Below are 20,194 nucleotides of genomic sequence, written 5' to 3'. Positions count from 1 at the left end.
CTATTTCTCCGTGTTGCCGGCGTTGAGGTACTGGTTGAGGTTCTGCTGCGGCTTGCAGACCAGGGAGTGGCCCTGCTGGTGCTCGCAGGTGATGACCTGGGCGGTCCAGGACTGCGCCAGGATGTTTCCGCTCACCTCGCTGGTGGCGACGTAGAACTCGTCCTGGCCGAACCAGGTCTGGGCCGTCACATACCGGGCCGTCCGGGTGCAGCCCCCGAGCAGCGCCACGCAGAGCAGGGCGGGAAGGAGGATCCGATTCATTTGGGTACTCCTCAATAGATGGACTGCGGGACCACGTTCGAGACGACCGTCGTGTCCTTGCAGGCGCTCGGCTCGTCCTTCGTATCGAGGTCACAGATCTGGACGATGAAGTCGTAGAGCTGCACCTCGTTCTTCCCGGCGCGCGCGGAGATCGGCGTGAGGATGTACTTCACCGACCGCTCCCCCATGGTGAAGTCGCTCACCAGGTAACGGGGCGTCGCACAGCCGCTCAGGGCGGCCAGCAGCAGCGCCCCGCTCATCCGCTTCAATGACGAGTGCATGTCGTGGCTCACCGGGTGGAGATCTGGTTGCTGTTGGAGGCCGCGGCCACACTGCCCGTCGGGCAGTCGAGCTGCCGCCCCTGGGCGTCACAGACCTTGCGGCACGTGAGCTGATCCGACTGCTGGGAACAACTCCAGAACTGGTGCTTCGAGACGGAGTAGAACCCGGGGACGTAGGTGAGGGTGTCCTGCGTCTGGATGAGCGTCAGGGGGCGGGTCGGATGCTCCGACACCGAGCGGATGGAGCGGCTGGTGAGGCAGCCGGTGGTGGCGAGGGCCAGCAGTACGGAGGCCGCGGGAAGCAACGCGCGCATCACTTGTCCTCCTTGTCGAGGAAGAGAATCTTCACCGGCTTGCAGTCCTCGAGCTGGCCAGACTGGCCCTTGCGGCAATCCACCAGCCCCTGCTCGCTGGTGTAGCTGAACGGCGGGACGGACTTGTTCTGGTACCAGATGAACCGGTACCGGTCGTCGCGCGTCCTGGACATGCTGCTGACCAGCCGGGGACCGGCGCATCCGGTGACGAGCACCGAGGCGAGCCCGACGGCGGCAGCGCACTTGAACGTACGCTTCACGGGTGTCCTTTCATGAATCGGGGAACGGCACGCGCATCGTTGCCTCGGAACGCCGCCGGGTTCATCCCCCTGTTCAGGGGGGTCCGCTACGGCTCGAGGAACGGCTCCCGGGAGGCGCACTTGCCCTGGGCCTGCTCACGGGTCATCGGGGCGTAGTACCAGTCGTTGACGTCGCTGCCGTCCCCCTGCTCGCCGATGAAACACCCGCCGACCACGCCCTCGCGCGGGCAGGGGCCATCCCCGGACACGGCGCCCAGGGACGCGCAGAGGCCCTTGAAGGACTCCACGCCCTGCTTGATGACCTCCACCCGCTCCTGACAGCGATTCTCCGGGCCATTCGGGCCACGCTCCCGGAAGTCACAGTGCGCGGACGCCGTCTCGACTCCGGCCAGATCCACCAGGGCCCCACACCCCGTGAGCCCCAACGCCACGACACACCACACGGCACACCAGACGAGCTTGTTCATGAGACCTCTTGCCAACATGCGAGAGATCCCGGGTAACACGCGGGCCGGGGGAGCTGAACCCCCGGTTCAGGGGGTCAGCTCCCCGTGGCGGCGAGCTGACGCAGGATCGGCGCCGCGGAGAGGAACTTCAGCTCCGGGTGCTTCTCCTCGGCGTGCTGCAGCGCCCAGTCGTCCCGGAAGAGCACCAGCGGCAGCCCGTCCCGGTCCTGCACCGTCTGCCGGTTGCCTTCCCAGTCGAACGTCTTCGGATCGAAGTTCTGCCCCACCACCCACCGCGCATGGCCGAAGGGCAGCCGGTCCAGAATGATGCGCGCGCCGTACTCGTGCTCCACCCGGTACTGGAGCACCTCGAACTGCAGCGCTCCCACCACGCCCACGATGGGATCCTTCATGCCCATTCCGAGCTGCTGGAAGATCTGCACCGTGCCCTCCTCGGAGAGCTGCTCCAGCCCCTTCTCCATCTGCTTGCGGCGCAACGGGTCCTTCGAGCGCACCACCGCGAAGTACTCCGGGCTGAAGCGCGGCACGCTGTCGAACAGCAGGTCCTCGCCCTCGCACAGCGTGTCGCCGATGCGGAACATGCCCGGGTCGAACAGGCCGATCACGTCCCCCGGCCACGCGTCCTCGATGGCCGTGCGCTCGGCCGCGAGGAACTGGCTCGGCTTGGCCAGACGCACTTCCTTGCCCAGCCGCGAGTGGAACGCGCTCATCCCCTTCGTGTACCGGCCCGACACCACGCGCATGAACGCGATGCGGTCGCGGTGCGACGGATCCATGTTCGCTTGAATCTTGAACACGAAGCCCGCGAACTTCGGGTGCGTGGGCTCGCGCGGCCCGTTCTTCGTCTGACGCGACGTGGGCGCCGGCGCCAGCTCCAGGAAGTGATCCAGGAACGGCCGCACGCCGAAGTTCGTCATGGCGCTGCCGAAGAACATCGGCGTGAGCTGCCCCTGCTCCACCTTCTCGCGGGTGAACTCGTCGCCGCCGATGTCCAGCAGCTCGATCTCCTCCTTGAGCGTGGCCAGCTCGCGCTCGCTCAGGACGGAGTGGATCTCCGGCGAGTCGATGGAGACGGAGCGCTCGGCCACCTCGGACTCGCCATGGCGGCCCTCGGCGGCGAAGACGTGCACCACCTTGGACTGCCGGTCATACACGCCCCGGAACTCGGGCCCCATGCCAATGGGCCAGTTCATCGGGTAGGCGCGGATGCCGAGCACCTGCTCCAGCTCGTCCATGAGCTCCAGCGGCGCGCGGCCCCAGCGGTCGAGCTTGTTGACGAAGGTGAAGATGGGGATGCCGCGCATGCGGCAGACCTTGAAGAGCTTCTTGGTCTGCGGCTCGACGCCCTTGGCCGCGTCGATGAGCATCACCGCCGAGTCGGCCGCCGCCAGGGTGCGGTAGGTGTCCTCGGAGAAGTCCTGGTGGCCCGGGGTGTCCAGCAGGTTCACCGCGTGGCCGCGGTAGGGGAACTGGAGCACCGAGGAGGTGACGGAGATTCCACGCTCCTTCTCCAGCTCCATCCAGTCGCTCGTGGCGTGGCGGCTCGCACGGCGGGCCTTCACGCTGCCAGCCAGGTGGATGGCGCCGCCGTAGAGCAGCAGCTTCTCGGTAAGGGTCGTCTTACCGGCGTCGGGGTGGGAGATGATCGCGAAGGTTCGCCGACGGGCGACTTCCTGGTCGAGCTCGGGTGCCATATCGGGAAGGGAACTATCACGGGGCGTGCGTTTTTTCGCGGGCTTCAATGTGGGAGAGCCGTTCCGCCGGGAAGCATCCGGGCCAGCGGGCCCCCGCCTGGACACCGGGTATGTGCCCACTCCCGCTCGGAGAGCGCTAGGGTGGGGGCTCCTCTACCCCTTTGCCGCAGGGAGCCCCATGCAACGCACCACCTACTCGACCGGTACCGCCTGGGAACCGCGTGTGGGCTATTGCCGGGCCGTCCGCGTGGGCCCGTTCATCTCCGTCTCCGGCACCACCGCCACGGACGCCTCGGGCCATGTGGTGGGCGAGGGAGACATCTACGCCCAGACCGTCCAGGCGCTGACCAACATCCAGACAGCCGTCGAGGCCCTGGGTGGCCGGATGGAGCACGTGGTCCGCACCCGCATGTACGTGACGGACATCTCCCTCTGGGGGGACGTGGGCCGGGCCCATGGCGAGTTCTTCGGCACCATCCGCCCCGCCACCAGCATGGTGGAGGTGCAACGACTCATCGACCCGGTGATGCTCGTGGAGATCGAGGCCGAGGCCATCGTCCCCGAGTGAATCTCAGCCCAGCAGCTTGCGCTTGGCCGCCGTGAACTCCTCGTCGGTCAGGTGACCCCGCGCCTTCAAGTCCGCGAGCCGCTCCAGCTCATGCGCCAGGCCCTGCGACGGGGCGGGCGAGTCCTCGGGCGCCGCGCCGCCCATGGCGATGATGGCCGCGCTGATGCTGGAGGCCACCACGCCGATGAGCCCGATGCCCATGAGCATCAGCACCGTGGCGACGACGCGGGCCAGGCCCGTCTGCGGGGTGATGTCGCCGTAACCCACCGTCGTCGTGGTGACGATGGCCCACCAGAGCGCGTCACCGAAGCGGCTGAGTCCGGGGTTGGTGTCGCGCTCCAGCAACCACACCACCGAGGCCAGGCTCAGCACCACCGACGCGGAGATGACGAGCGTATAGCCCAGCTTGTTGCGGTTGAGGAGCACGTCCACGAAGGCCAGCGCGCGCAGGCGCCGGAACGCGGAGAGGGCGCGCAGCAGCCGCAGCACCCGCGCCAGACGCAGCACCTGGGCGACGCGCAGGAAGGCGAACGCCTCGAAGTAGAGCGGGACGAGGCCCGGCAGCTCGTACCAGTGGCTTTTCCACCACGCCTTGCGATCCTCCGCCCTGGCCCACCCCACGACGAAGTCGCCGAGGAAGATCAGGACGAAGACCAGGTCCACCGCCGCGAGCACCTGGAAGCGGGAATCCGGCCAGTTGATGCCCGCCAGCTCGACCCAGAGGATGGGACCGAGGCTGGCCACCGCCAGCACCACCATCAACAGGTTCCACGCGGCCTGGCCGCGTGCACCGCCTCCCTCCGTCGCTTCCGGAAGGGTTTCGAGCGCTTCATGCCGTTCCATGAGCCCCCACGCTACGCGACAGGAAACTCCACGGGAACCCTCCTCCAGAGGTGCGGAGTCAGCCCGGCCCGCCGCGCAACCGTGCCAGCTCGGCGAGGGCCTCGGCCAGCTGGCGCTCGGCGGCCTCCCTGCGATGCACCTCCTCGGCGCGCAGGCGAGCTTCCTCGGCGCGCAGGCGAGCTTCCTCGGCGCGCAGGCTCATCTGCTCCACGAGTTGCTGCTCGAGTGCGACACGCGCCCGAGACTCCCCGGCGCGCTGCACTTCGAGCATGGAGATCATCTCATCCGCTTCCAGCAGGGGCGTCCCCTCATGAAGGAAGCGCAACCGCTCTCCGTCCACTCGCAGTTCCAGCCCCAGCACCTCGGACGAGAAGCTCCCCTGCCGCGACGGGATGGCGCGATAACGCCGTCGGCCCGCCGCCAACCTCCACCCGGTGAGCCTCGAGCGCCCGCGATCGAAGATGAAGTACTCGCGAACGCCGAGCCGGGCGAAGCGCTCCACATTGCGCTCCAGGTCCTTGCGGCGATCTCCCGCGACATGAATCTCCAGGGCGAAGTCGAGCCCCTTGCCCTCGGCGCTCACCACCCAGCTCATGCGCTCGTGCGATTCCACCCCCACGACGGCGATGACATCGGGAGCGAACATGCGCTCGCCCGGGTAGTACACGGGCAGCTCACACGCCAGGTACACCTTGCGGCCCGTGCGCGTGAAGAAGCCCCCCAGCACCTCGCGCGTCCGCACCTTGGCCACGAAGTGGAAGTCCCCCTCGGGAGGAGCCGCTTCGGAGACCGGAAACTCGGACGGCAGTCCAGCGACGACTCGCGCACGCTCCTCGGGCGTCATCCGCTCCCACTCCTCCTGGAGCGGCGCGCGGGGGTCATCCGGATCGATGCGATAGGGCCCGATGCTCATGATGCTCAGAGGGAACCTAAGCCCCCTCTGGCGAGCGGACCAAGGGGGTCTCGAATGAAAGCGTCCGGCGGAAGGCGCCTGGTCGTCGGATGGAGATGGCATCGGGGTGGCCCCTCGTGCAGGGACCGGGCCGCCGGACCCGGGCTCCCCGCACCTGACCTCGGAGATGATAGCCATCCCACGTAACTTCGCAAGTCACGTCCGTACGTGAGGCCCGCTCGCGCGGCTCGCCCCGGGCATTGCCCTCCACCAACCCGGTGGAGGTCCACCCCCGTCACACCCCGGCGCCCACGAGGACCCACCACCGCTCACGGGAGGGAGGCGCTCAGCTACTCGCGGAGGTGTAGTGGCCGATCGAGTGCAGCCACACGCGCCGCGACAGGAAGGCGAAGAGGAGGGAGCCCACCACCGCCCAGACCAGCGACGTCCACGGCAGCCGTCCCAACATCGCCTCCGCCGGGAAGGTCGTCATCACCGCCAGCGGAATCACGAAGGTGAAGACGAAGGCCAGCACCCCGCGGAACACCGATGCCGGCCAGCGCGCCGCGTCGAAGATGGACGTGAAGAAGTACGTGAGGTTGTCCACCTTCACCACGTAGAAGGCCGCGGCCACCGTCAATATCCACAGCGAGTAGAGCAGCAGCACGCTCGTGCCCAGCAGCACCAGCGAGGCCAGCACGCCCACGAGAGAGGGAGCACGGCCAATCAGGTGGAAGCCGTAGACGAACAGCCCCAGGCCCGCCAGCACGTTGATGGAGCGCCACGGAAGGAAGCGCGCGGTGGACACCAGGAACTGCGCGTCCGCCGGCTTGAGCAGCACGAAGTCCAGCGTCCCCTTGCGGATGTGCTCCACCACGCCGGTGAGGCTCGGGTTGATGGCCCCCTCCAGAATCCCCTGCAGCAGGGTGAACCACCCGATGACCAGCAACGCCTCGCCGAAGCTCCACCCGGCGATGGACTCCCGCTCGCGGTAGACGACGAACAGCGGCGCCAGCGCGGTGGCCGTCCAGAAGAGCGAGATGATGCCCTCGATGACGAAGTCGCCCCGGTATTGCATCGCCAGCAGGCTCGAGGCCCGCAGCTGCACTCCGAGCAGACGCAGGTAACGCCGCAGCATCTCCCTCACCCTCCAAAGGCCGCGAAGCGCTTCAGGCCCCGGTTCCAGAGTCCCAGGCTGATGACCAGCAGCAGCCCCACCCACAGCCACTGACGTCCCAGGAGCGCCAGCGCATCTCCGAAGCCATGCGCGTTCGTCATCAACTCCACCGGCAGCCCGATCTGATAGCGGAAGGGCAGCCAGTCGATGAGGGTCCGCCACACGGGCGGGAAGAGGTCCACCGGGTAGAGGTAGCCCGAGCACACGAAGAAGAGCGCCAACCACACGTCCATCAGCTTGGTGCTGCTCTCCATGTAGAGGCTCAGCGTGCCGATGGCCACGTTCACCAGGAAGGTGATGAGCCAGGCCCCGAAGAGCGACACGAGGAAGAAGACCCAGCCCCACGCCGTCTCGGGCACCGACTTCCAACCCACCGTGGACACGGCGAAGATCGCCACCGGCACCACCACGAACAGCCGCATGGGCATGGCGCCGATGTTCTCCGCCGCGTAGCTCCACAGCGGCGAGATGGGCCGCAACAGGCGCATGGCCAGCGTGCCCTGGCGGACCTCGTAGTTGATCATCCACGCCGCCCACGCCCCCGTCAGCTGCCGCACCACGAAGGCCGCCAGGAAGTAGCGCACGAAGTCCTGCGAGCCGTACGGGCCCACCGGCGCTTCCCGCGCCACCGCCGTCCACAGCGCCATCATGATGAGCGGCATGGTGGTGGACAGCACCCAGACGAACATCTCCGCCCGGTAGGCCACCGCCTCGGAGACGCCGATGCGCAGCAGCGTGGGCAGCGCCCGCAGTGTGCTCCGCGCGCTCATGCGCCCACCTTCTCCCGGCGCGCCTTGCTCTCGGCGAACAGCTCGCTCATGACCTCCTCCAGCGGCGCGTTCTCCACCGTCAGGTCCTGCACCGGCAGGCTGGAGAGGGCCCGGCTCACGGTGGCGTTGACGGCGTCCTGCGGCACCTGCAGCACCGCGGTGACATTGTCGTGCGTCACCACCTTGCCCAGCGGCGCCAGGCTGTCCGCCGCCACCGCCTGGTTGAGGCGCAGCACCACCCGCTTCTCCGGCCGCACCCGCTGCACCAGCGCGTCCAGGCCGCCGTCGTACGACAGCAGGCCCTTGTCGATAACGATGACGCGCGGGCACAGCGCCGCCACGTCGTCCATGTAGTGGCTGGTGAGGATGAGCGTGGCCCCGTTGCGCTCGTTGTAGGACTTGATGAAGGTCCGCATGGTGGCCTGCATGGACACGTCCAGGCCGATGGTGGGCTCGTCCAGGAAGAGCACCTTGGGCCGGTGGATGAGCGCCGCCGCCAGCTCGCACTTCATCCGCTCGCCCAGCGACAACTGCCGCGCCGGCTTGCCGATGAGTTCCTCCAGCTCCAACAACGTCACCAGCTCATCCAGCGTCTGCTTGTATTGGGCGCGGGGGACGTCGTAGATGGCGCGATTGAGCTCGAACGTCTCGGCGGGCGGCAGGTCCCACAGGAGTTGCTGCTTCTGCCCCATCACCAGCATGATCTTCTTGAGGAACGCATCCTCGCGATGGCGGGGAACATGACCATCCACCCGCACTTCACCGCTCGACGGGTGGAGCAACCCGGAGAGCACCTTGAGGGTGGTCGTCTTCCCGGCCCCGTTGGGACCGAGGAAGCCCACGCGCTCGCCGGGCTTTATCTCGAAGGAGATGCCATCCACCGCCTTCACGGACGTATAGGTCCGGTGGATGACGGAGCGGAGGGCGGCCTTGAGGCCGGGCGGGCGCTTGTGGACCTGGTAGTGCTTGCGCAGGTCTCGGACGGAAATCATTTGGGACGGGGTTTAACGCGGTTGCCCGGCAGAGGCGACCCCTCGTTGGAAGGCAGGGTTGGATGAGTGGCGCTTACGGCAAGGACCTGGAGCGGTGGATACCGCGGCTCATCGCCGTCTGGCGCGAGGCCCGGAATCGTGGGGACGGCCCCGAGACGCGCCTGACGCCCCAGGAGGTGAAGGAGGTGGGCGCGGGGGTGAAGCAGCTCTCCCTGGGACTGACGCGCGACCGGAAGCTGGCCGGCGCGAAGTACATGGACGACCCGAAGCTCCTGGGCGCCTACCTGCTCTTCTACTGGCCCGTCTCCTACGCCCAGGCCCGTGAGGCCCTCGGGGAGCTTCCCAACCGGCCCCGGACGGTGTTGGACCTCGGAAGCGGACCGGGCCCCCTGGCCTTCGCCGCCCTGGACGCGGGAGCCGCCGAGGTGACGGCCGCGGACCGGAGCAAGCCGGCGCTGACGCTCGCCCGGGCGCTCGCCGCGGAGGCGGGCGAGGCACTGGCCACCCGGGAGTGGGACCCCACCCGCAAGGCGGCTCCGCCCGAGGGCAAGTACGACCTCATCACCATGGGCCATGTGCTCAACGAGCTGTACGGCTCGGGGGACGAGGCGGTGAAACCGCGCGCGGCGCTCCTGGAGCAGGTGCTGGCGCAGGTGAAGCCGGGCGGGAGCCTGCTGGTGCTGGAGCCGGCACTGCGCGAGACGTCCCGGCTGCTGCTGAAGGTGCGGGACGCGATGGTGGAGAAGGGCTACGCCATCCGCGCGCCGTGCATGTACCGGGGGGCGTGCCCGGCGCTGGTGAAGGAGAGCGACTGGTGCCACGCGGAGCGCGACTGGCCCATGCCCAAGGTGGTGGAGGAGATCGCCCGGGCGGCGGGGCTCCACAAGGAGTCGCTGAAGATGAGCTACCTGATGCTGGCGCCCAAGGGCGAGGGCTGGCCGGAGCCGAGGCCGGAGCGGCTGTTCCGCATCGTGTCCGAGTCACTCGAGGGCAAGGGACGGCAGCGCTTCATCGGCTGCGGACCCGAGGGGCGCATGGGGCTGGCGATGCAGGAGAAGCACCGCACGGAGAAGAACGAGCGCTTCTTCAAGCTGCACCGCGGGGACGTCATCTCGGTGACGAACACGGAGGCGAAGGGAGACGGGCTCGGGCTGGACGACACGTCCGAGGTGAAGGTAGTGGCCTACGCGGGCAAGGGAGTCCCCCCGGCGCCCCCCACCCCTCTCCCCTCGGGAGAGGGAAAGGGTGAGGGTAGCTGAGCCCCGGGTTCCCACCAGGAAGAGGGCCCGTGTCACCAGGGCCCTACTTCAGGGGAGCGGAGAACCCGCCGTCGAGCAGCAGGCCACGCATGAAGCGGAAGGCGAGCACGCTCTCCCGCGCGCTCTCGCGAGCGGAGGCGAGAAGCGCCTGGGTGAGGACGCTGGCCTCGACGCGCAGCAGCGCCAGGGTGCTCGGCGAGGGAGCGTCGGTGCGAGGGGCATTCAAGAGGGACGCGACGTTCATGGGAGCCTACTCTCCACCCCTCATGAGAAGCCCGCGTGGCTCGCCGGTGAATTCGTGGTGACGTCGCGCCCTCAGATGGCCAGGCCGAACGAGAGGTACGGGCCGGGCAGCACGTCCTGGTGGACGACGCCGTCCACATAGCCCGCGTCATTCAGCACCAGCATGCGCATACCACCGCGCAGGGCCAACAGGCGCGAGTCACCGAAGTACCATGCCAGACCTCCCGCCGCGTCGAACTGGCGATAGGGCCAGGGAGTGAGCTGCACCCGGGCCTCCAGGGCCAGGGAGCTCACCAGGTACAGCTCGGACGAGAGTCCCACGCTGGGTCCGATGAAGGTGACATCCGCCGCCTTCGCGATGGACAGTCCGCCCTCCAACCGCACCCGCCCCATCCGCCCCTTCAACACGGCCATGGACAGGTGCAGCCCCGTCACGGAGATGTCTTCCGTCACGCCGCTCCCATCCTCCGCTCGCAGGGAGAGCGCGCTCGCCCGCACGAAGGCTCCGAACCGCTCCCCCTCCAGGCCCAGATGGAGGCCCACCCCCGCGCCCTCCCGCATCACCTGGGCCTCGAGGCCCAGGGTGAAGTTCCTGTGTCGGCGGGATGCGAACTCGTTCTCGTGCCAGGAGGCGCGCGAATGCCTGGGCGACACATAGGTATAGGCGGACTCGTAGTCCTGCGGCGGCGGATACGGCTCCACCGGAGAGTCATCATGCACGTCGCCACCGGAGCCCGAGTCCTCCGTCACGGGGGAGGCATCGTGCACGACGCCGCTGGAGCCCACGGCGGAGGCATCATGGGTCCGCGAGTCCGACGCCTCGTCCGAGGACGTCGAGCTCTTACCGAAGCGGGCCTCGGCGGAGGCGGACACGAGCAACGCCCCGGCGAGCAGGGCACACGACAGGGTACGGAGGGGCGAGGACATAGCGGTTTCCGGTGGTGGACGACTCATACACTCGAACGGGACGGGTTCCCGGATATTCAACCCGGGAGCCGGATACCCTCACCCCGACCCTCTCCCGAGGGGAGAGGGAGGAGTGGCTCCAGAGTGGCCTCTTCTGGGCTACTTCAGATCCTTCGCCAGCTCCTCGTAGAGGTGGATGGCGCTGCGCACCGCCTTCTCGTAGTCGCCCAGGTGCAGGCTCTCGTTCTCCGAGTGTGCGTTCGTGTACGGGTCCTCCACGCCGATGAGCAGCGCCGGCACGCCGCCCAGTTCCTTGGCGAACGGCTCCACGAAGGGAATCGACGCACCGCATCCAATGGCCACCGGCTCCGCTCCGTAGCCCTTGCGCAGCGCGCGGAACGCCGCCTGGAAGGCCGGGTGCGCGATATCCGTGAACCACGGGCCCGCCGGCGGGTCCTGCTTGATGTGAAGCTCCAGCCCCCAGGGCACCACCTTCTCCAGGTGCTCCACCAGCCGCCGCTGTACGTCCTGCGCGTCCATGTCCGGCACGACGCGGATGCCCACGCGCGCCCACGCCGTGTCGCAGATGATGTTCCGCGCGTCCTTCCGGCTGCTGGCCTGGATGGCGTTGATGGCCAACGCCGGCTGCCGCCAGTTCATCTCCCACGGGTGGCGCCCCCCCAGCATCTGCGCCCCCGACACCATGCCCGCCTGTTTCTTGAAGTACTCCGCGTCACCCGGCAGCGCCTGGATGCTCTGGCGCTCGGCCTCGCTCAGCGGACGCACCCGGTCGTAGATGCCCTCGATGGCGATGCTCCCGTCCGGGTTCGTCAGCGTCGCCAGCATCCGGCACAGCGCCATCACCGGGTCCGGCACCGGCCCGCCCCACATGCCCGAGTGCATCGCCTGCCGCAGCGCGCGCACCTCCACGTCCACCGTCACCAGCCCGCGCAGCGCCGTGGTGATGGACGGCAACCCCGTCTCGAAGTTCGACGTGTCCGTCAACACGATGGCATCCGCCTTCAGCAGCGCCTTGTGCTTCTGCAGGAACGTCCCGAGGTGTTCGCTGCCCACCTCTTCCTCGCCCTCGATGACGACCTTCACGTTGAGCGGCAGACCTCCCGCCCCCTTCAGCCACGCGTCCACCGCGGAGGTGTGCACCACGATGCCCGCCTTGTCGTCCGCCGCTCCCCGGCCGTACAGCCGGCCCTCCCTCTCCTGCGGCTCGAACGGCGGGCTCTTCCACGCCGCCTCGTCTCCCGCCGGCTGTACGTCATGGTGGGCATACAGCAGCAGCGTGGGTTTGCCGGGGGCCTTCAAAATCTCGCCATACACATACGGATGTGCGCCTTGTATCTCCAAAAGCTGCACATTTTCGAAACCACGCGACTTCAACAGTCTCGCTGTCGCTTCCGCGCTCGCGCGCACGTGGGCGGGATCGAACCCGTCGAAAGACACACTGGGAATGCGGATCAACTGCTTCAAATCTTCGAGATAGCTGTTCTTCTGCGCTTCGAAGTGGGCCAGGGCCTTGTCGGTGGACATGCGCTCTCACTTACTCGAAAAGCAGGCGGCGCGGCACGCATACGTCGACTTCCCGTCCATCCTCTTTCACGCTGCGTTCAGCGATGCACGGCGTTTCAGGTTGTGCGGGCATTCGTCTGGGATATGCTTTACCATTCACGCGCATGACCACCCCGACGCTCCTGCTGGTCGATGACGATCGTTTCGTCCGTCACCTCCTGAAAGACGCCATCCACGAGAGTGGTCTGGATGTGAGGCTGCTCGAGGCCTCCGATGGGCAGGAGGGGCTCGAGGTGGCGGCGCGCGAGCATCCCTCGGTGATGCTGCTGGATCTCTTCATGCCCCGGCGCAGCGGGCTGGAGGTGCTGGCCGCCATCAAGGAGTCATCTCCCGACACGCGGGTGCTCATCATCAGCAGCATGGATGCCGAGCCCGTGGTGGAGCAGGCGATGTCCGCCGGGGCCGTGGGCTTCGTGGGCAAGCCCTTCCATCCGTTGGAGATCGCCCTCGCCGTCCGGAAGGCCCTGGCCCACTGAGCCCCTCACGAGGAGACCGCGTGTCGACGAATTACTGGATCGGAGATTCCATCGGTCGCGTGCTGGGGCCCCTGACGCTCCAGTCGCTGCGTGAGCTGATCGGCTCGGGGCGGCTCAGGGCCGTCACCCGCGCCTCGCGCGACGGCTCCTCGTGGGAGCCCATCGAGCAGTTCAACGAGGTGAAGGATCTGCTGGGCGCGCTCACGGCCAACCCGGCCGCCGAGCGGCAGCAGGCCGAGCGGATACGCCAGCAGCTGCGGCAGATGCAGGGGATGCCGGCCCACCAGCTCTTCGGCGTGAAGCCGGACGCGCCGGTGGAGGAGCTGCGCGGCGCCTTCTTCCGGCTGGCGAAGCGCTACTCGCCGGAGCACCAGGGCCCGGACACCCATCCCGAGCTGCGCAAGGTGCACGCCGAGGTCTTCGAGCTGCTCTCCAACCGCATGCGCGAGGCGGAGGCCCAGGCCCCCCGTGCGGCCCCCGGCGCCCGGACGGGCACGCCCCACGCCGGGGTGCGCGCCGTCCAGCAGCAGCAGGCTCCGGTCTACACCTACCGGGCCGAGGAGTTCGTCGGGCTGCAGCAGACGCGCAACGACCGGCTCCAGGTGGACGTCAAGGTGACCCCGCGCACCCTGGGCATCTTCACCGACCACCGCATCATCAACCTCCAGGCCGGCGGCCTCTTCATCCCCACCGACAAGCCGCTGCGGCTGGGCACGCGCGTGGACCTGGTGCTCCACTTCGAGCAGCAGCAGAAGCAGATCAAGCTGCGCAGCTCCGTCATCTGGGAGTACACGCTGGATGACGGCAAGCAGCCGCGCGGCTACGGCCTCGGCCTGGCGGATCTGCGCGCGGAGGAGCGCTCGTTCCTCGACGAGTTCCTCCGCAGCGGTGGCCGCGCCGGGGCGACTACAACAAGCCGCTGAGGAAGATGGCGGCCAGCATCAGGTAGCCGGCCGCCACCACCACCACGGCCTTCAGTTCAAGCTCGTCCGGATTCGTCACGTTGGCGAAGCGCATGTGCATTTCCCCCGTCATGCCCTACGCTTGGGTCTACGGAGCACGGCGGAAGTGATTGCATCCGGGAGGAGATGAAGTGTCCGACATGGCGGAGTACCGGCCGCTCGAGGGGTTCCCCGCTCCAGTCCTCGTGGTACGCGACAACTACGTGGTCTACGCCAACCCGGCGCTGCTGAGGTTGCTGGGCATCGGCCTGGAGGAGGTGCGGGCCACGGAGCTCCTGAAGCTGCTGGCCCGCTACGCGCCCGGGGATCAGTCGTGGTTGGAGCCCATGCACGCGAACCTCGCGAGCGGGCAGGGACTCCCCGACACGGTGTGGGTCCGCCTCCGCGAGGCGGGAGGCCAGGAGCGGACCTGGTGCATGCGCCGGGGCGAGGGGCCCAAGCCCGGGGAGCTGCTGCTGATGCTGACGGACGCCGAGGGCGAGGCCAGCACGCGGCGGCTCACCGAGGCACTCGTGCAGACGGCCGGTGAGATGGTGCGCTGCCGCGACGAGCAGACGGTACTGGAGACGGCCGTGGAGGCCATCCACCAGCAGGGCTTCTTCGTGACGGTGCTGTTGCTCGAGGGGGAAGTGCTCGTCCATGGGCCCATGCGGCAGGACCCCGCCCAGGTGGCCGCTGGCGAGCTGCTCTATGGGAAGCCCATTCAGGAAGTGCGCTTTCCCCGCGCCAGCATCCCCCACCTCGAGGAGGTGCTCACCCGGCGCAAGGCGGCCTTCCACCAGGATTTCCTGCGGGCCCTGGAGAACTTCCATCCCTCGGAGCTGCTGGCGCAGATGCGGCGTGCCCACCCCGTCGTCCGGGCCCTGGACGCCCCCATCTTCGTGGAGGGGCAACCCTACGGGGTGTTGTCCGTCCAGGGCACGACGCTGACGCCCACGAGCGCGGCCACGCTGGAGTTGTTCGCGCGGCAGGTGGGCGGAGCGCTGGAGAACGTGCGCCACCACCGGCTGGCCGCCCTGCGGCTGGCCGAGCTGTCGCGGCTGCAGTCGGAGCTGGTGGCGCAGGAGCGGCTGACGGTGCTCGGCGAGGCCGCGGGCGTGGTGGCCCACGAGGTACGCAACCCGCTGGGCTCCATCCTCAACGCGGTGGCGGTGCTCAAGCGGGACAAGCTGGGCCCCGTGGGCACGAGCGCGGTGGAGATGCTGGAGGAGGAGGCCACGCGGCTGGACGCGATGGTGCGCGACCTGTTGGACGTGGTGCGTCCGCTGGAGCCCCGGCCGCGCCCGCTCAACCTGGGGGAGCTGGCCCGGCGCACGCTGGAGCTCTTCCACGAGCGGCGCCAGCTGGGCACCGTGAAGGTGACGATGGACGAGACACCCGGCCTGCCCGTGATTCAGGCGGACGAGACGCTGCTGCAACTGGCGATGGAGAACCTGTTGCGCAACGCGGTGCAGGCCTCGCCCACGGGAGGGCTGGTGCGTGTGGCGGTGGGGGGCGTGCCGGAGGGCCTCTGCCTCATCGTGGAGGACCAGGGCCCCGGCGTCGCCTCGGGGGATGTCCATCGCATCTTCGAGCCCTTCTTCACCACGCGCACCACGGGCACGGGACTGGGCCTGGCCGTGGTGCGGCGGGTGGTGCTCGCCCATGGGGGCACGGTGTCGGTGAGCCAGCGGCACGGAGGCGGCGCGCGCTTCGAGCTGCGATTGCCGCTCCAGCTGGAGCCCAAGCCCCTCCCCTCCACCCGCTAGAGCGGGCTCACCCGCAGGCGGCAGCGCAGGCCGCCGTTGCGCACCGGGAGGTCGCGCCCCTCGGGCAGGCCCAGCGCGCGAAGGAGGCCCGGGTCCTCCGGGAGCAGCACCGCGGCGCGCCATCCCGGGAAGGCCCGCCGGAAGGTGGCGCCCATCGCCCGGTACAACCCCGGCAGGTCCTCCGCCTCCCCCACCCGCTTGCCGTAGGGAGGATTCACCACCACCAGCCCGGGCCCGAGCCCCGCCGGTGCCGCCAGCGTGCGCACGTCCTGGCGCTCCAACGTGAGCGTCACCCCGGCCCGCCGCGCGTTGCGCCGCGCCGTGCCCAGCGAGCCCGCGTTGATGTCGTAGCCCCTCAGCGCCGAGCGCGGTGAGGACAGGGCCTCCGCCTCCGCCCTCGCCTTGCGCGCGCCCCAATCCACCGCGTCGAAGCCGGGGAAGCGCTCGAAGGCGAACGTCCGCTGGAGCCCCGGCGCCCGCCGCTGGGACATCCACGCGCCCTCGATGAGGAAGGTGCCCGAGCCGCACATCGGGTCCACCAGCGGCTCCACCCCGTCATACCCGGCCAGCACCAGGATGCCCGCCGCGAGCGTCTCGCGCAGGGGCGCCCGGCTCACCTCCTGCCGGTACCCGCGCCGGTGCATCGGCTCGCCGCTGGTGTCCGCGCTCACCGTGCACGTGTCGCCCTCCACGCGGACCAGCAGGGTGAGGCCCTCCGAGGACTCCTCGTCCAGCGGGCCCGCGCGCTCCACCGAGGGCAACCCCCAGGCCCGTGCCGCGGCGGCCAGCACCGCGTCCGGCCCCTTGAAGCACGCGCGGTGCAGCACCACCGAGAGCCGCGGCACCGTCCGCCCGTCCCACACCGGGCCCAGGGGCAACCCCGCCAGGCCCTTGGCGAGGGCGTTGGCGTCCGCCGCGGCGAAGCGCCCCAGGCGCAGCCACACCCGGCTCGCCGTGCGCAACCGCAGGTTGGCCTCCTGGTGCAGCCCCGGCGCGCCCGTGAGCTCCACGCCTCCGTCCACCGGACGGGACGAGAAGCCCAGGGCCTCGGCCTCGGTGTGGACGGCGGGCTCCAGCCCCGGCAGCGCCGGGACGAAGACGTGCTCCCTCTGTTGGACGTTCGTCACCTGAAGCGGCATTGTCCGCGGCTGACGCCCGGCCGCAATGCTTTCCTCGAAGGAACGTCCACCGGGCTGGTAGGAAGCAGGCCATGAGCGCAGCCGTGACGACCGCCCGGAATCGTCCCAAGGAGTACGAGGTAACGGTGAGCGAGGTGCGCCTGGAGACGCACGACACCGCCACCCTCTCCCTGGACTTCGGCCCGGAGCGCCCCGAGTACAAGGCCGGCCAGTTCCTCAACCTGGACCCGCACCAGTTCCCCGCGCTGGGCCGCTTCTCCGCCTACCTCCAGGAGCACAAGGGCCGCAAGGAGCCCGCGCGCTCGTACTCGCTCGCCTCCGCGCCGCACGAGCCCCTGGTGGCCATCACCGTGAAGGACGAGGACTACATCCCCGGCTTCACCCGCTACCCGCCCCTGCTCTCGCCCTACCTCGTCCACGCGCCGCTCACCGGCTCGCGCATGAAGGTGCTGGGCTTCATGGGGCCCTACGTGCTGCCGGACGACGTGGAGGAGCGCACGGACCACCTCGTCCACATCGTCGCCGGCTCCGGCGCGGTGCCCAACTTCTCCATCATCAAGGACGCCCTGCACCGGGGCCTCAAGCCACGCCACACCGTCATCTGCTCCAACAAGACGTGGGGCGACATCCTCTACCGCGAGGCCCTCGAGGCGCTCGAGCGCGCGCACCCGGGCAGGCTGCGCGTGGTGCACACCCTCACCCGGGAAACGGACGAGTCGCGCTTCGGCGCCACCGTGCGCAAGGGCCGCGTGGGCGAGGCCCTGCTGGAGGAGCTCATCCCGGACAGGGCCACGTGCCTCGTCTACGTGTGCGGCCCGGCCATCACCCCGTGGGACCGGCGCAAGGCGCTGGAGACGCGCACCCCCGCCACGCCGCGCTTCATGGAGGCGGTGCTCGGCCACCTCCACACGCTCGGCCTCGAGGACAAGCGGATCAAACGGGAGTCGTACGGGTAGCCGGGAGACGGGCACTCAGCCCGGCATACAGAACCAGGGGTCATCCGGGTAGTGCTGTCCACAGGTCAGCCCCGGTCCGCAGGTCTCGGGAGACTCTGGCGCACAGGGCTTGCGGCACCCGAAGTCGTGGCAGAAGTACCCAGCAGGGCAAGAGGCATCCTTGTCACAGATTCGTCTGCATTCCGTCCGGAGCTCCCAGGGACGCTGCGGAGGTTCGAGAACCCGGCAGAGGTGCAGCTCGGGACACGGATTCTTCCGGCAATCCTCACCATGAATTCGGGCACAGACAGAAACGCCCTTTCCGCGAGGAAGACACTCCAAGCCGTCGGGACATGAGTGGCCCGCACATGTAGGTAGACACGAGGGAGGCCCTTGAGGGCCTTCCGCGCAAAAGAAGCCGTCAGGACATCCGGAGGGGTCCCCCAACTGGCACGGACGGCCGCACCGTCCCTGACAAAGCAGGCCCAGCTCACAACCATCGCGCTGGACTGCGGGGAGCACCTTACACCGCTCTCCCTCCTTCCTCTGTCCCACCAGCGAACAGGTGCGAACAATCGCCTTCCCATCAACGGTCTTGAAGGGCACACAAGAGAAGCCCTCGTCACATTGCTGGTCTGTTTCGCACGTGCTGTCCACACACATGTGAAGCGCCGAAGCCCTCTTGATGAGGCATCCCAGCGGTGGTTCGCAGTCCGCGTCCGTACGACAGTCCCTTCGGTAGGTCAGCAGGGATTGCCGGACATCGTGAGCCAGTACCGGAATGAGCCTCGCCCCCTGCCGCTCGCCAAGGCTCGTCCGCGGCATGGCACTAGAGAGCAGCCATGCCATTGGAAGCAGGAGAAGCGTACAGGCCAAAGCAACCAGGAGCACGCGCCGCAGCATGGGTCGTCCCATCAAGACTCAATCACCTACCACTCCTCTTCGATCTCATCAGGAAGAGGACACGGTTCAGGGCAATCTCCTGAATGGTCGACCGCGGAGCCACAGCGCAGCACCCACTGCTCGTCCGTCATGGGGCACGACCTGTGAATCAATGTCTCTCTGAGGATGTTCTTGTGGAAGGTCTTCTGCACGTGACCTTCCTTGCCCCAGGTGGTCGGGCAGGCCGTCCCCAAGACGAGCAACGGCATCCAGGCCAGCAGTCTTCCGGTCATGACCACCCTCGACATAGAACGAACCCGCATCTCAGCATGGCCGCTCCTCGCGGACAACGGCTCCCTCCGCGCCGCATGACCTGCTAGGTTCACCCGCCGGAGGAACTTCCGAAGTGACCCTCGTCCTTCCGCGCCGTGCCCTGTGTCTGCTGCCCCTGTTGAGCGCCACTTCCGCCGCGGCCCAGCCGCGCCTGCTCTCCAGCCCCGAGCTGAAGGCCCGCCAACTGGTGCTCCCCGACAGCGCCACGGCACCGGCTCCCGCGGTGCGCATCGCCCCCGGCTACGACACGGTGCTGGAGTTCGATGCGTCCATCGATCCGGACTCGCTCGCCGTGCAGCAGCGGGAGGAGCGCTTCGCGCTGGTCGAGCCCACGACCCGGCTGGTGGTTCTACGTCCGGCACTCCCGCTGCCCGAGAACGAGCCGCTGCTCCTCAAGGTGGGCTTCGCCGATGGCCTGTCCCCCACCCACGCCATGCTCGCGCTCGTCCCGGCGGCGCGAGAGGTGGATGTCCAGGTGCGCGTCACCCGTCACCCACGCTCGGTCCCGGCGCTGGAGGCCCGGCTGGAGGAGGTGCTCGCCCGCTGCGAGGCGGGCAGCTTCGTCAAGCTCGCGCTCTCCGGGGAACTGCAACGGGGCGTGACGTGGCAGCAGCTGAAGGGGCCACTCGAGTGGAGTGATGTGCGGGTGACTGAACAAGAGGTCTACCACGCGCGCGCCCGTATCGTGGTGGTCGCGCAGCTCCACCTGCGCGAAGAGGCTCGCCCCTGGTTCCCCGGCGAGGCCCGGCTGAGGGACGCGGCGGGCCAGGAAGTGCGGCGGCTGCCCGTGTGGATGGACGGGACACGACTGCAGCCAGGAGAGCGTCGGGCCCTCGCCGTGGAGTTGGAGCGGCCCACCAGGGACACGGGCCCGCATTGGGAACTGGAGCTGCGCGACCGCGACGGCGGGCGAACCGTGTCCCTCACCCCTTTCAGTCCTTGAGATCATCCATGTACGAAACGACCCCCGTCCTCCGGCCCGAGTCCCTGCCCACGGGCACGGAGGTGGGCCACTGGCGCATCGTGGATCGACTCGGCGTGGGCGGCTACGGCGCCGCCTACCGGGTGGAGGACATCCATCATCCCGGCGTCGTCCTGGCCCTCAAGCTGGCCCTGCGCCCCGGAGACGCCCGCGCCGGGCGGGAGGTCGTGTTGCTGATGGACAAGGCCGTTCATCCCAACGTGGTGCGCATCCACGGCCACGGGCG

General features: G+C 68.8%; 24 protein-coding genes and 1 pseudogene. 8 read left to right on the top strand and 17 right to left on the bottom strand.

Going from position 1 to position 20,194, the window contains the following annotated elements; all coding sequences use genetic code 11:
• From Q664_RS35355 to Q664_RS35330, 6 genes are all read right to left on the bottom strand, one after another.
• Window positions 1-261 (bottom strand): hypothetical protein, encoded by a 261-nt coding sequence (locus Q664_RS35355; protein WP_043406042.1) that lies wholly within the window; start codon window positions 259-261, stop codon window positions 1-3.
• An 11-nt stretch (window positions 262-272) separates the two neighbouring features.
• The gene (locus Q664_RS35350; RefSeq protein ID WP_152622522.1) at window positions 273-542 is read right to left on the bottom strand and encodes a hypothetical protein; all 270 of its coding nucleotides are present in this window, start codon (window positions 540-542) and stop codon (window positions 273-275) included.
• Window positions 543-550: 8 nt separating this feature from the next.
• Entirely contained in the window at window positions 551-856 is a 306-nt protein-coding gene (locus Q664_RS35345) for a hypothetical protein (protein ID WP_043406037.1), read from the bottom strand.
• Window positions 856-1,116 carry a hypothetical protein gene (locus Q664_RS35340; protein WP_043406034.1) on the bottom strand — a complete coding sequence of 87 codons (261 nt, stop codon included), beginning with the start codon at window positions 1,114-1,116 and terminating at the stop codon, window positions 856-858. The genes Q664_RS35345 and Q664_RS35340 overlap by 1 nt, the downstream gene beginning before the upstream one ends.
• An 86-nt stretch (window positions 1,117-1,202) precedes the next feature.
• Window positions 1,203-1,583: a hypothetical protein gene (locus Q664_RS35335; RefSeq protein WP_043406031.1), complete on the bottom strand. Its 381-nt coding sequence runs from the start codon at window positions 1,581-1,583 to the stop codon at window positions 1,203-1,205.
• Window positions 1,584-1,657: 74 nt separating this feature from the next.
• Entirely contained in the window at window positions 1,658-3,277 is a 1,620-nt protein-coding gene (locus tag Q664_RS35330) for a peptide chain release factor 3 (protein ID WP_043406028.1), read from the bottom strand.
• Window positions 3,278-3,455: 178 nt separating this feature from the next.
• Here Q664_RS35330 and Q664_RS35325 point away from each other — a divergent pair, with 178 nt between their 5' ends.
• Window positions 3,456-3,845, top strand: coding sequence for a RidA family protein (locus Q664_RS35325; RefSeq protein WP_043406026.1), 390 nt, complete (start codon window positions 3,456-3,458; stop codon window positions 3,843-3,845).
• A gap of 3 nt (window positions 3,846-3,848) precedes the next feature.
• On the opposite strand, the gene Q664_RS53105 is transcribed toward Q664_RS35325, so the two are convergent.
• The 5 genes from Q664_RS53105 to Q664_RS35300 form a co-directional block, all read right to left on the bottom strand.
• Complete coding sequence (locus Q664_RS53105) at window positions 3,849-4,688, bottom strand: ion transporter (protein WP_052519057.1); 840 nt, start codon at window positions 4,686-4,688, stop codon at window positions 3,849-3,851.
• A 58-nt stretch (window positions 4,689-4,746) separates the two neighbouring features.
• Complete coding sequence (locus tag Q664_RS35315; protein ID WP_052519056.1) at window positions 4,747-5,601, bottom strand: Uma2 family endonuclease; 855 nt, start codon at window positions 5,599-5,601, stop codon at window positions 4,747-4,749.
• A gap of 325 nt (window positions 5,602-5,926) precedes the next feature.
• Entirely contained in the window at window positions 5,927-6,718 is a 792-nt protein-coding gene (locus Q664_RS35310) for an ABC transporter permease (RefSeq protein WP_043406024.1), read from the bottom strand.
• 5 nt (window positions 6,719-6,723) lie between these two features.
• Complete coding sequence (locus tag Q664_RS35305; protein WP_043406022.1) at window positions 6,724-7,527, bottom strand: ABC transporter permease; 804 nt, start codon at window positions 7,525-7,527, stop codon at window positions 6,724-6,726.
• Complete coding sequence (locus Q664_RS35300; protein ID WP_043406020.1) at window positions 7,524-8,519, bottom strand: ABC transporter ATP-binding protein; 996 nt, start codon at window positions 8,517-8,519, stop codon at window positions 7,524-7,526. The genes Q664_RS35305 and Q664_RS35300 overlap by 4 nt, the downstream gene beginning before the upstream one ends.
• A gap of 62 nt (window positions 8,520-8,581) precedes the next feature.
• Between Q664_RS35300 and Q664_RS35295 the strand changes: the two genes are divergently transcribed.
• A complete protein-coding gene (locus Q664_RS35295; RefSeq protein ID WP_043406018.1) occupies window positions 8,582-9,778 on the top strand; it encodes a small ribosomal subunit Rsm22 family protein in 1,197 nt (398 codons plus the stop codon).
• Between the two features lie 43 nt (window positions 9,779-9,821).
• On the opposite strand, the gene Q664_RS35290 is transcribed toward Q664_RS35295, so the two are convergent.
• The 3 genes from Q664_RS35290 to Q664_RS35280 all read right to left on the bottom strand — a co-directional run bounded on the left by Q664_RS35290 (window position 9,822) and on the right by Q664_RS35280 (window position 12,472).
• Entirely contained in the window at window positions 9,822-10,022 is a 201-nt protein-coding gene (locus Q664_RS35290; protein ID WP_043406016.1) for a hypothetical protein, read from the bottom strand.
• A 71-nt stretch (window positions 10,023-10,093) separates the two neighbouring features.
• Window positions 10,094-10,948, bottom strand: a complete 855-nt coding sequence (locus tag Q664_RS35285; RefSeq protein WP_043406014.1) for a hypothetical protein — start codon at window positions 10,946-10,948, stop codon at window positions 10,094-10,096.
• Window positions 10,949-11,086: 138 nt separating this feature from the next.
• Entirely contained in the window at window positions 11,087-12,472 is a 1,386-nt protein-coding gene (locus Q664_RS35280; RefSeq protein ID WP_043406011.1) for a M20/M25/M40 family metallo-hydrolase, read from the bottom strand.
• A 143-nt stretch (window positions 12,473-12,615) separates the two neighbouring features.
• Here Q664_RS35280 and Q664_RS35275 point away from each other — a divergent pair, with 143 nt between their 5' ends.
• Both Q664_RS35275 and Q664_RS35270 read left to right on the top strand, forming a co-directional pair.
• The gene (locus Q664_RS35275; protein ID WP_043406008.1) at window positions 12,616-12,987 is read left to right on the top strand and encodes a response regulator; all 372 of its coding nucleotides are present in this window, start codon (window positions 12,616-12,618) and stop codon (window positions 12,985-12,987) included.
• A gap of 20 nt (window positions 12,988-13,007) precedes the next feature.
• Complete coding sequence (locus Q664_RS35270) at window positions 13,008-13,910, top strand: TIGR02266 family protein (RefSeq protein ID WP_235217001.1); 903 nt, start codon at window positions 13,008-13,010, stop codon at window positions 13,908-13,910.
• Here the strand turns inward: Q664_RS35270 and Q664_RS62365 are convergent.
• Window positions 13,894-14,022: a hypothetical protein gene (locus tag Q664_RS62365; protein ID WP_268811434.1), complete on the bottom strand. Its 129-nt coding sequence runs from the start codon at window positions 14,020-14,022 to the stop codon at window positions 13,894-13,896. The two genes, Q664_RS35270 and Q664_RS62365, sit on opposite strands and share 17 nt — an antisense overlap.
• A gap of 67 nt (window positions 14,023-14,089) precedes the next feature.
• On the opposite strand from Q664_RS62365, the gene Q664_RS35265 reads away from it, so the two are divergent.
• Window positions 14,090-15,697, top strand: coding sequence for a sensor histidine kinase (locus Q664_RS35265; RefSeq protein ID WP_052519063.1), 1,608 nt, complete (start codon window positions 14,090-14,092; stop codon window positions 15,695-15,697).
• Here the strand turns inward: Q664_RS35265 and Q664_RS35260 are convergent.
• On the bottom strand, window positions 15,694-16,836 hold the full coding sequence (locus Q664_RS35260; RefSeq protein ID WP_043406001.1) for a THUMP domain-containing class I SAM-dependent RNA methyltransferase: 1,143 nt from the start codon (window positions 16,834-16,836) through the stop codon (window positions 15,694-15,696). The genes Q664_RS35265 and Q664_RS35260 overlap by 4 nt on opposite strands.
• Window positions 16,837-16,907: 71 nt before the next feature.
• Between Q664_RS35260 and Q664_RS35255 the strand changes: the two genes are divergently transcribed.
• Window positions 16,908-17,792 (top strand): ferredoxin reductase domain-containing protein, encoded by an 885-nt coding sequence (locus tag Q664_RS35255; protein WP_043405998.1) that lies wholly within the window; start codon window positions 16,908-16,910, stop codon window positions 17,790-17,792.
• A gap of 908 nt (window positions 17,793-18,700) precedes the next feature.
• On the opposite strand, the gene Q664_RS35250 is transcribed toward Q664_RS35255, so the two are convergent.
• Window positions 18,701-18,946, bottom strand: coding sequence for a hypothetical protein (locus tag Q664_RS35250; protein ID WP_152622521.1), 246 nt, complete (start codon window positions 18,944-18,946; stop codon window positions 18,701-18,703).
• 113 nt (window positions 18,947-19,059) lie between these two features.
• On the opposite strand from Q664_RS35250, the gene Q664_RS53100 reads away from it, so the two are divergent.
• Window positions 19,060-19,929, top strand: coding sequence for a DUF2381 family protein (locus tag Q664_RS53100; protein ID WP_052519055.1), 870 nt, complete (start codon window positions 19,060-19,062; stop codon window positions 19,927-19,929).
• Window positions 19,930-19,937: 8 nt separating this feature from the next.
• A pseudogene (locus Q664_RS35240) lies at window positions 19,938-20,194 on the top strand (serine/threonine protein kinase); the annotation flags it as partial.

Origin of the sequence: Archangium violaceum Cb vi76 (genome assembly GCF_000733295.1) — a bacterium.
Lineage (GTDB): Bacteria > Myxococcota > Myxococcia > Myxococcales > Myxococcaceae > Archangium > Archangium violaceum.
The sequence above is the reverse complement of the archived record's forward strand: the minus strand, read 5'-3'. Positions and strand labels throughout refer to the sequence as shown.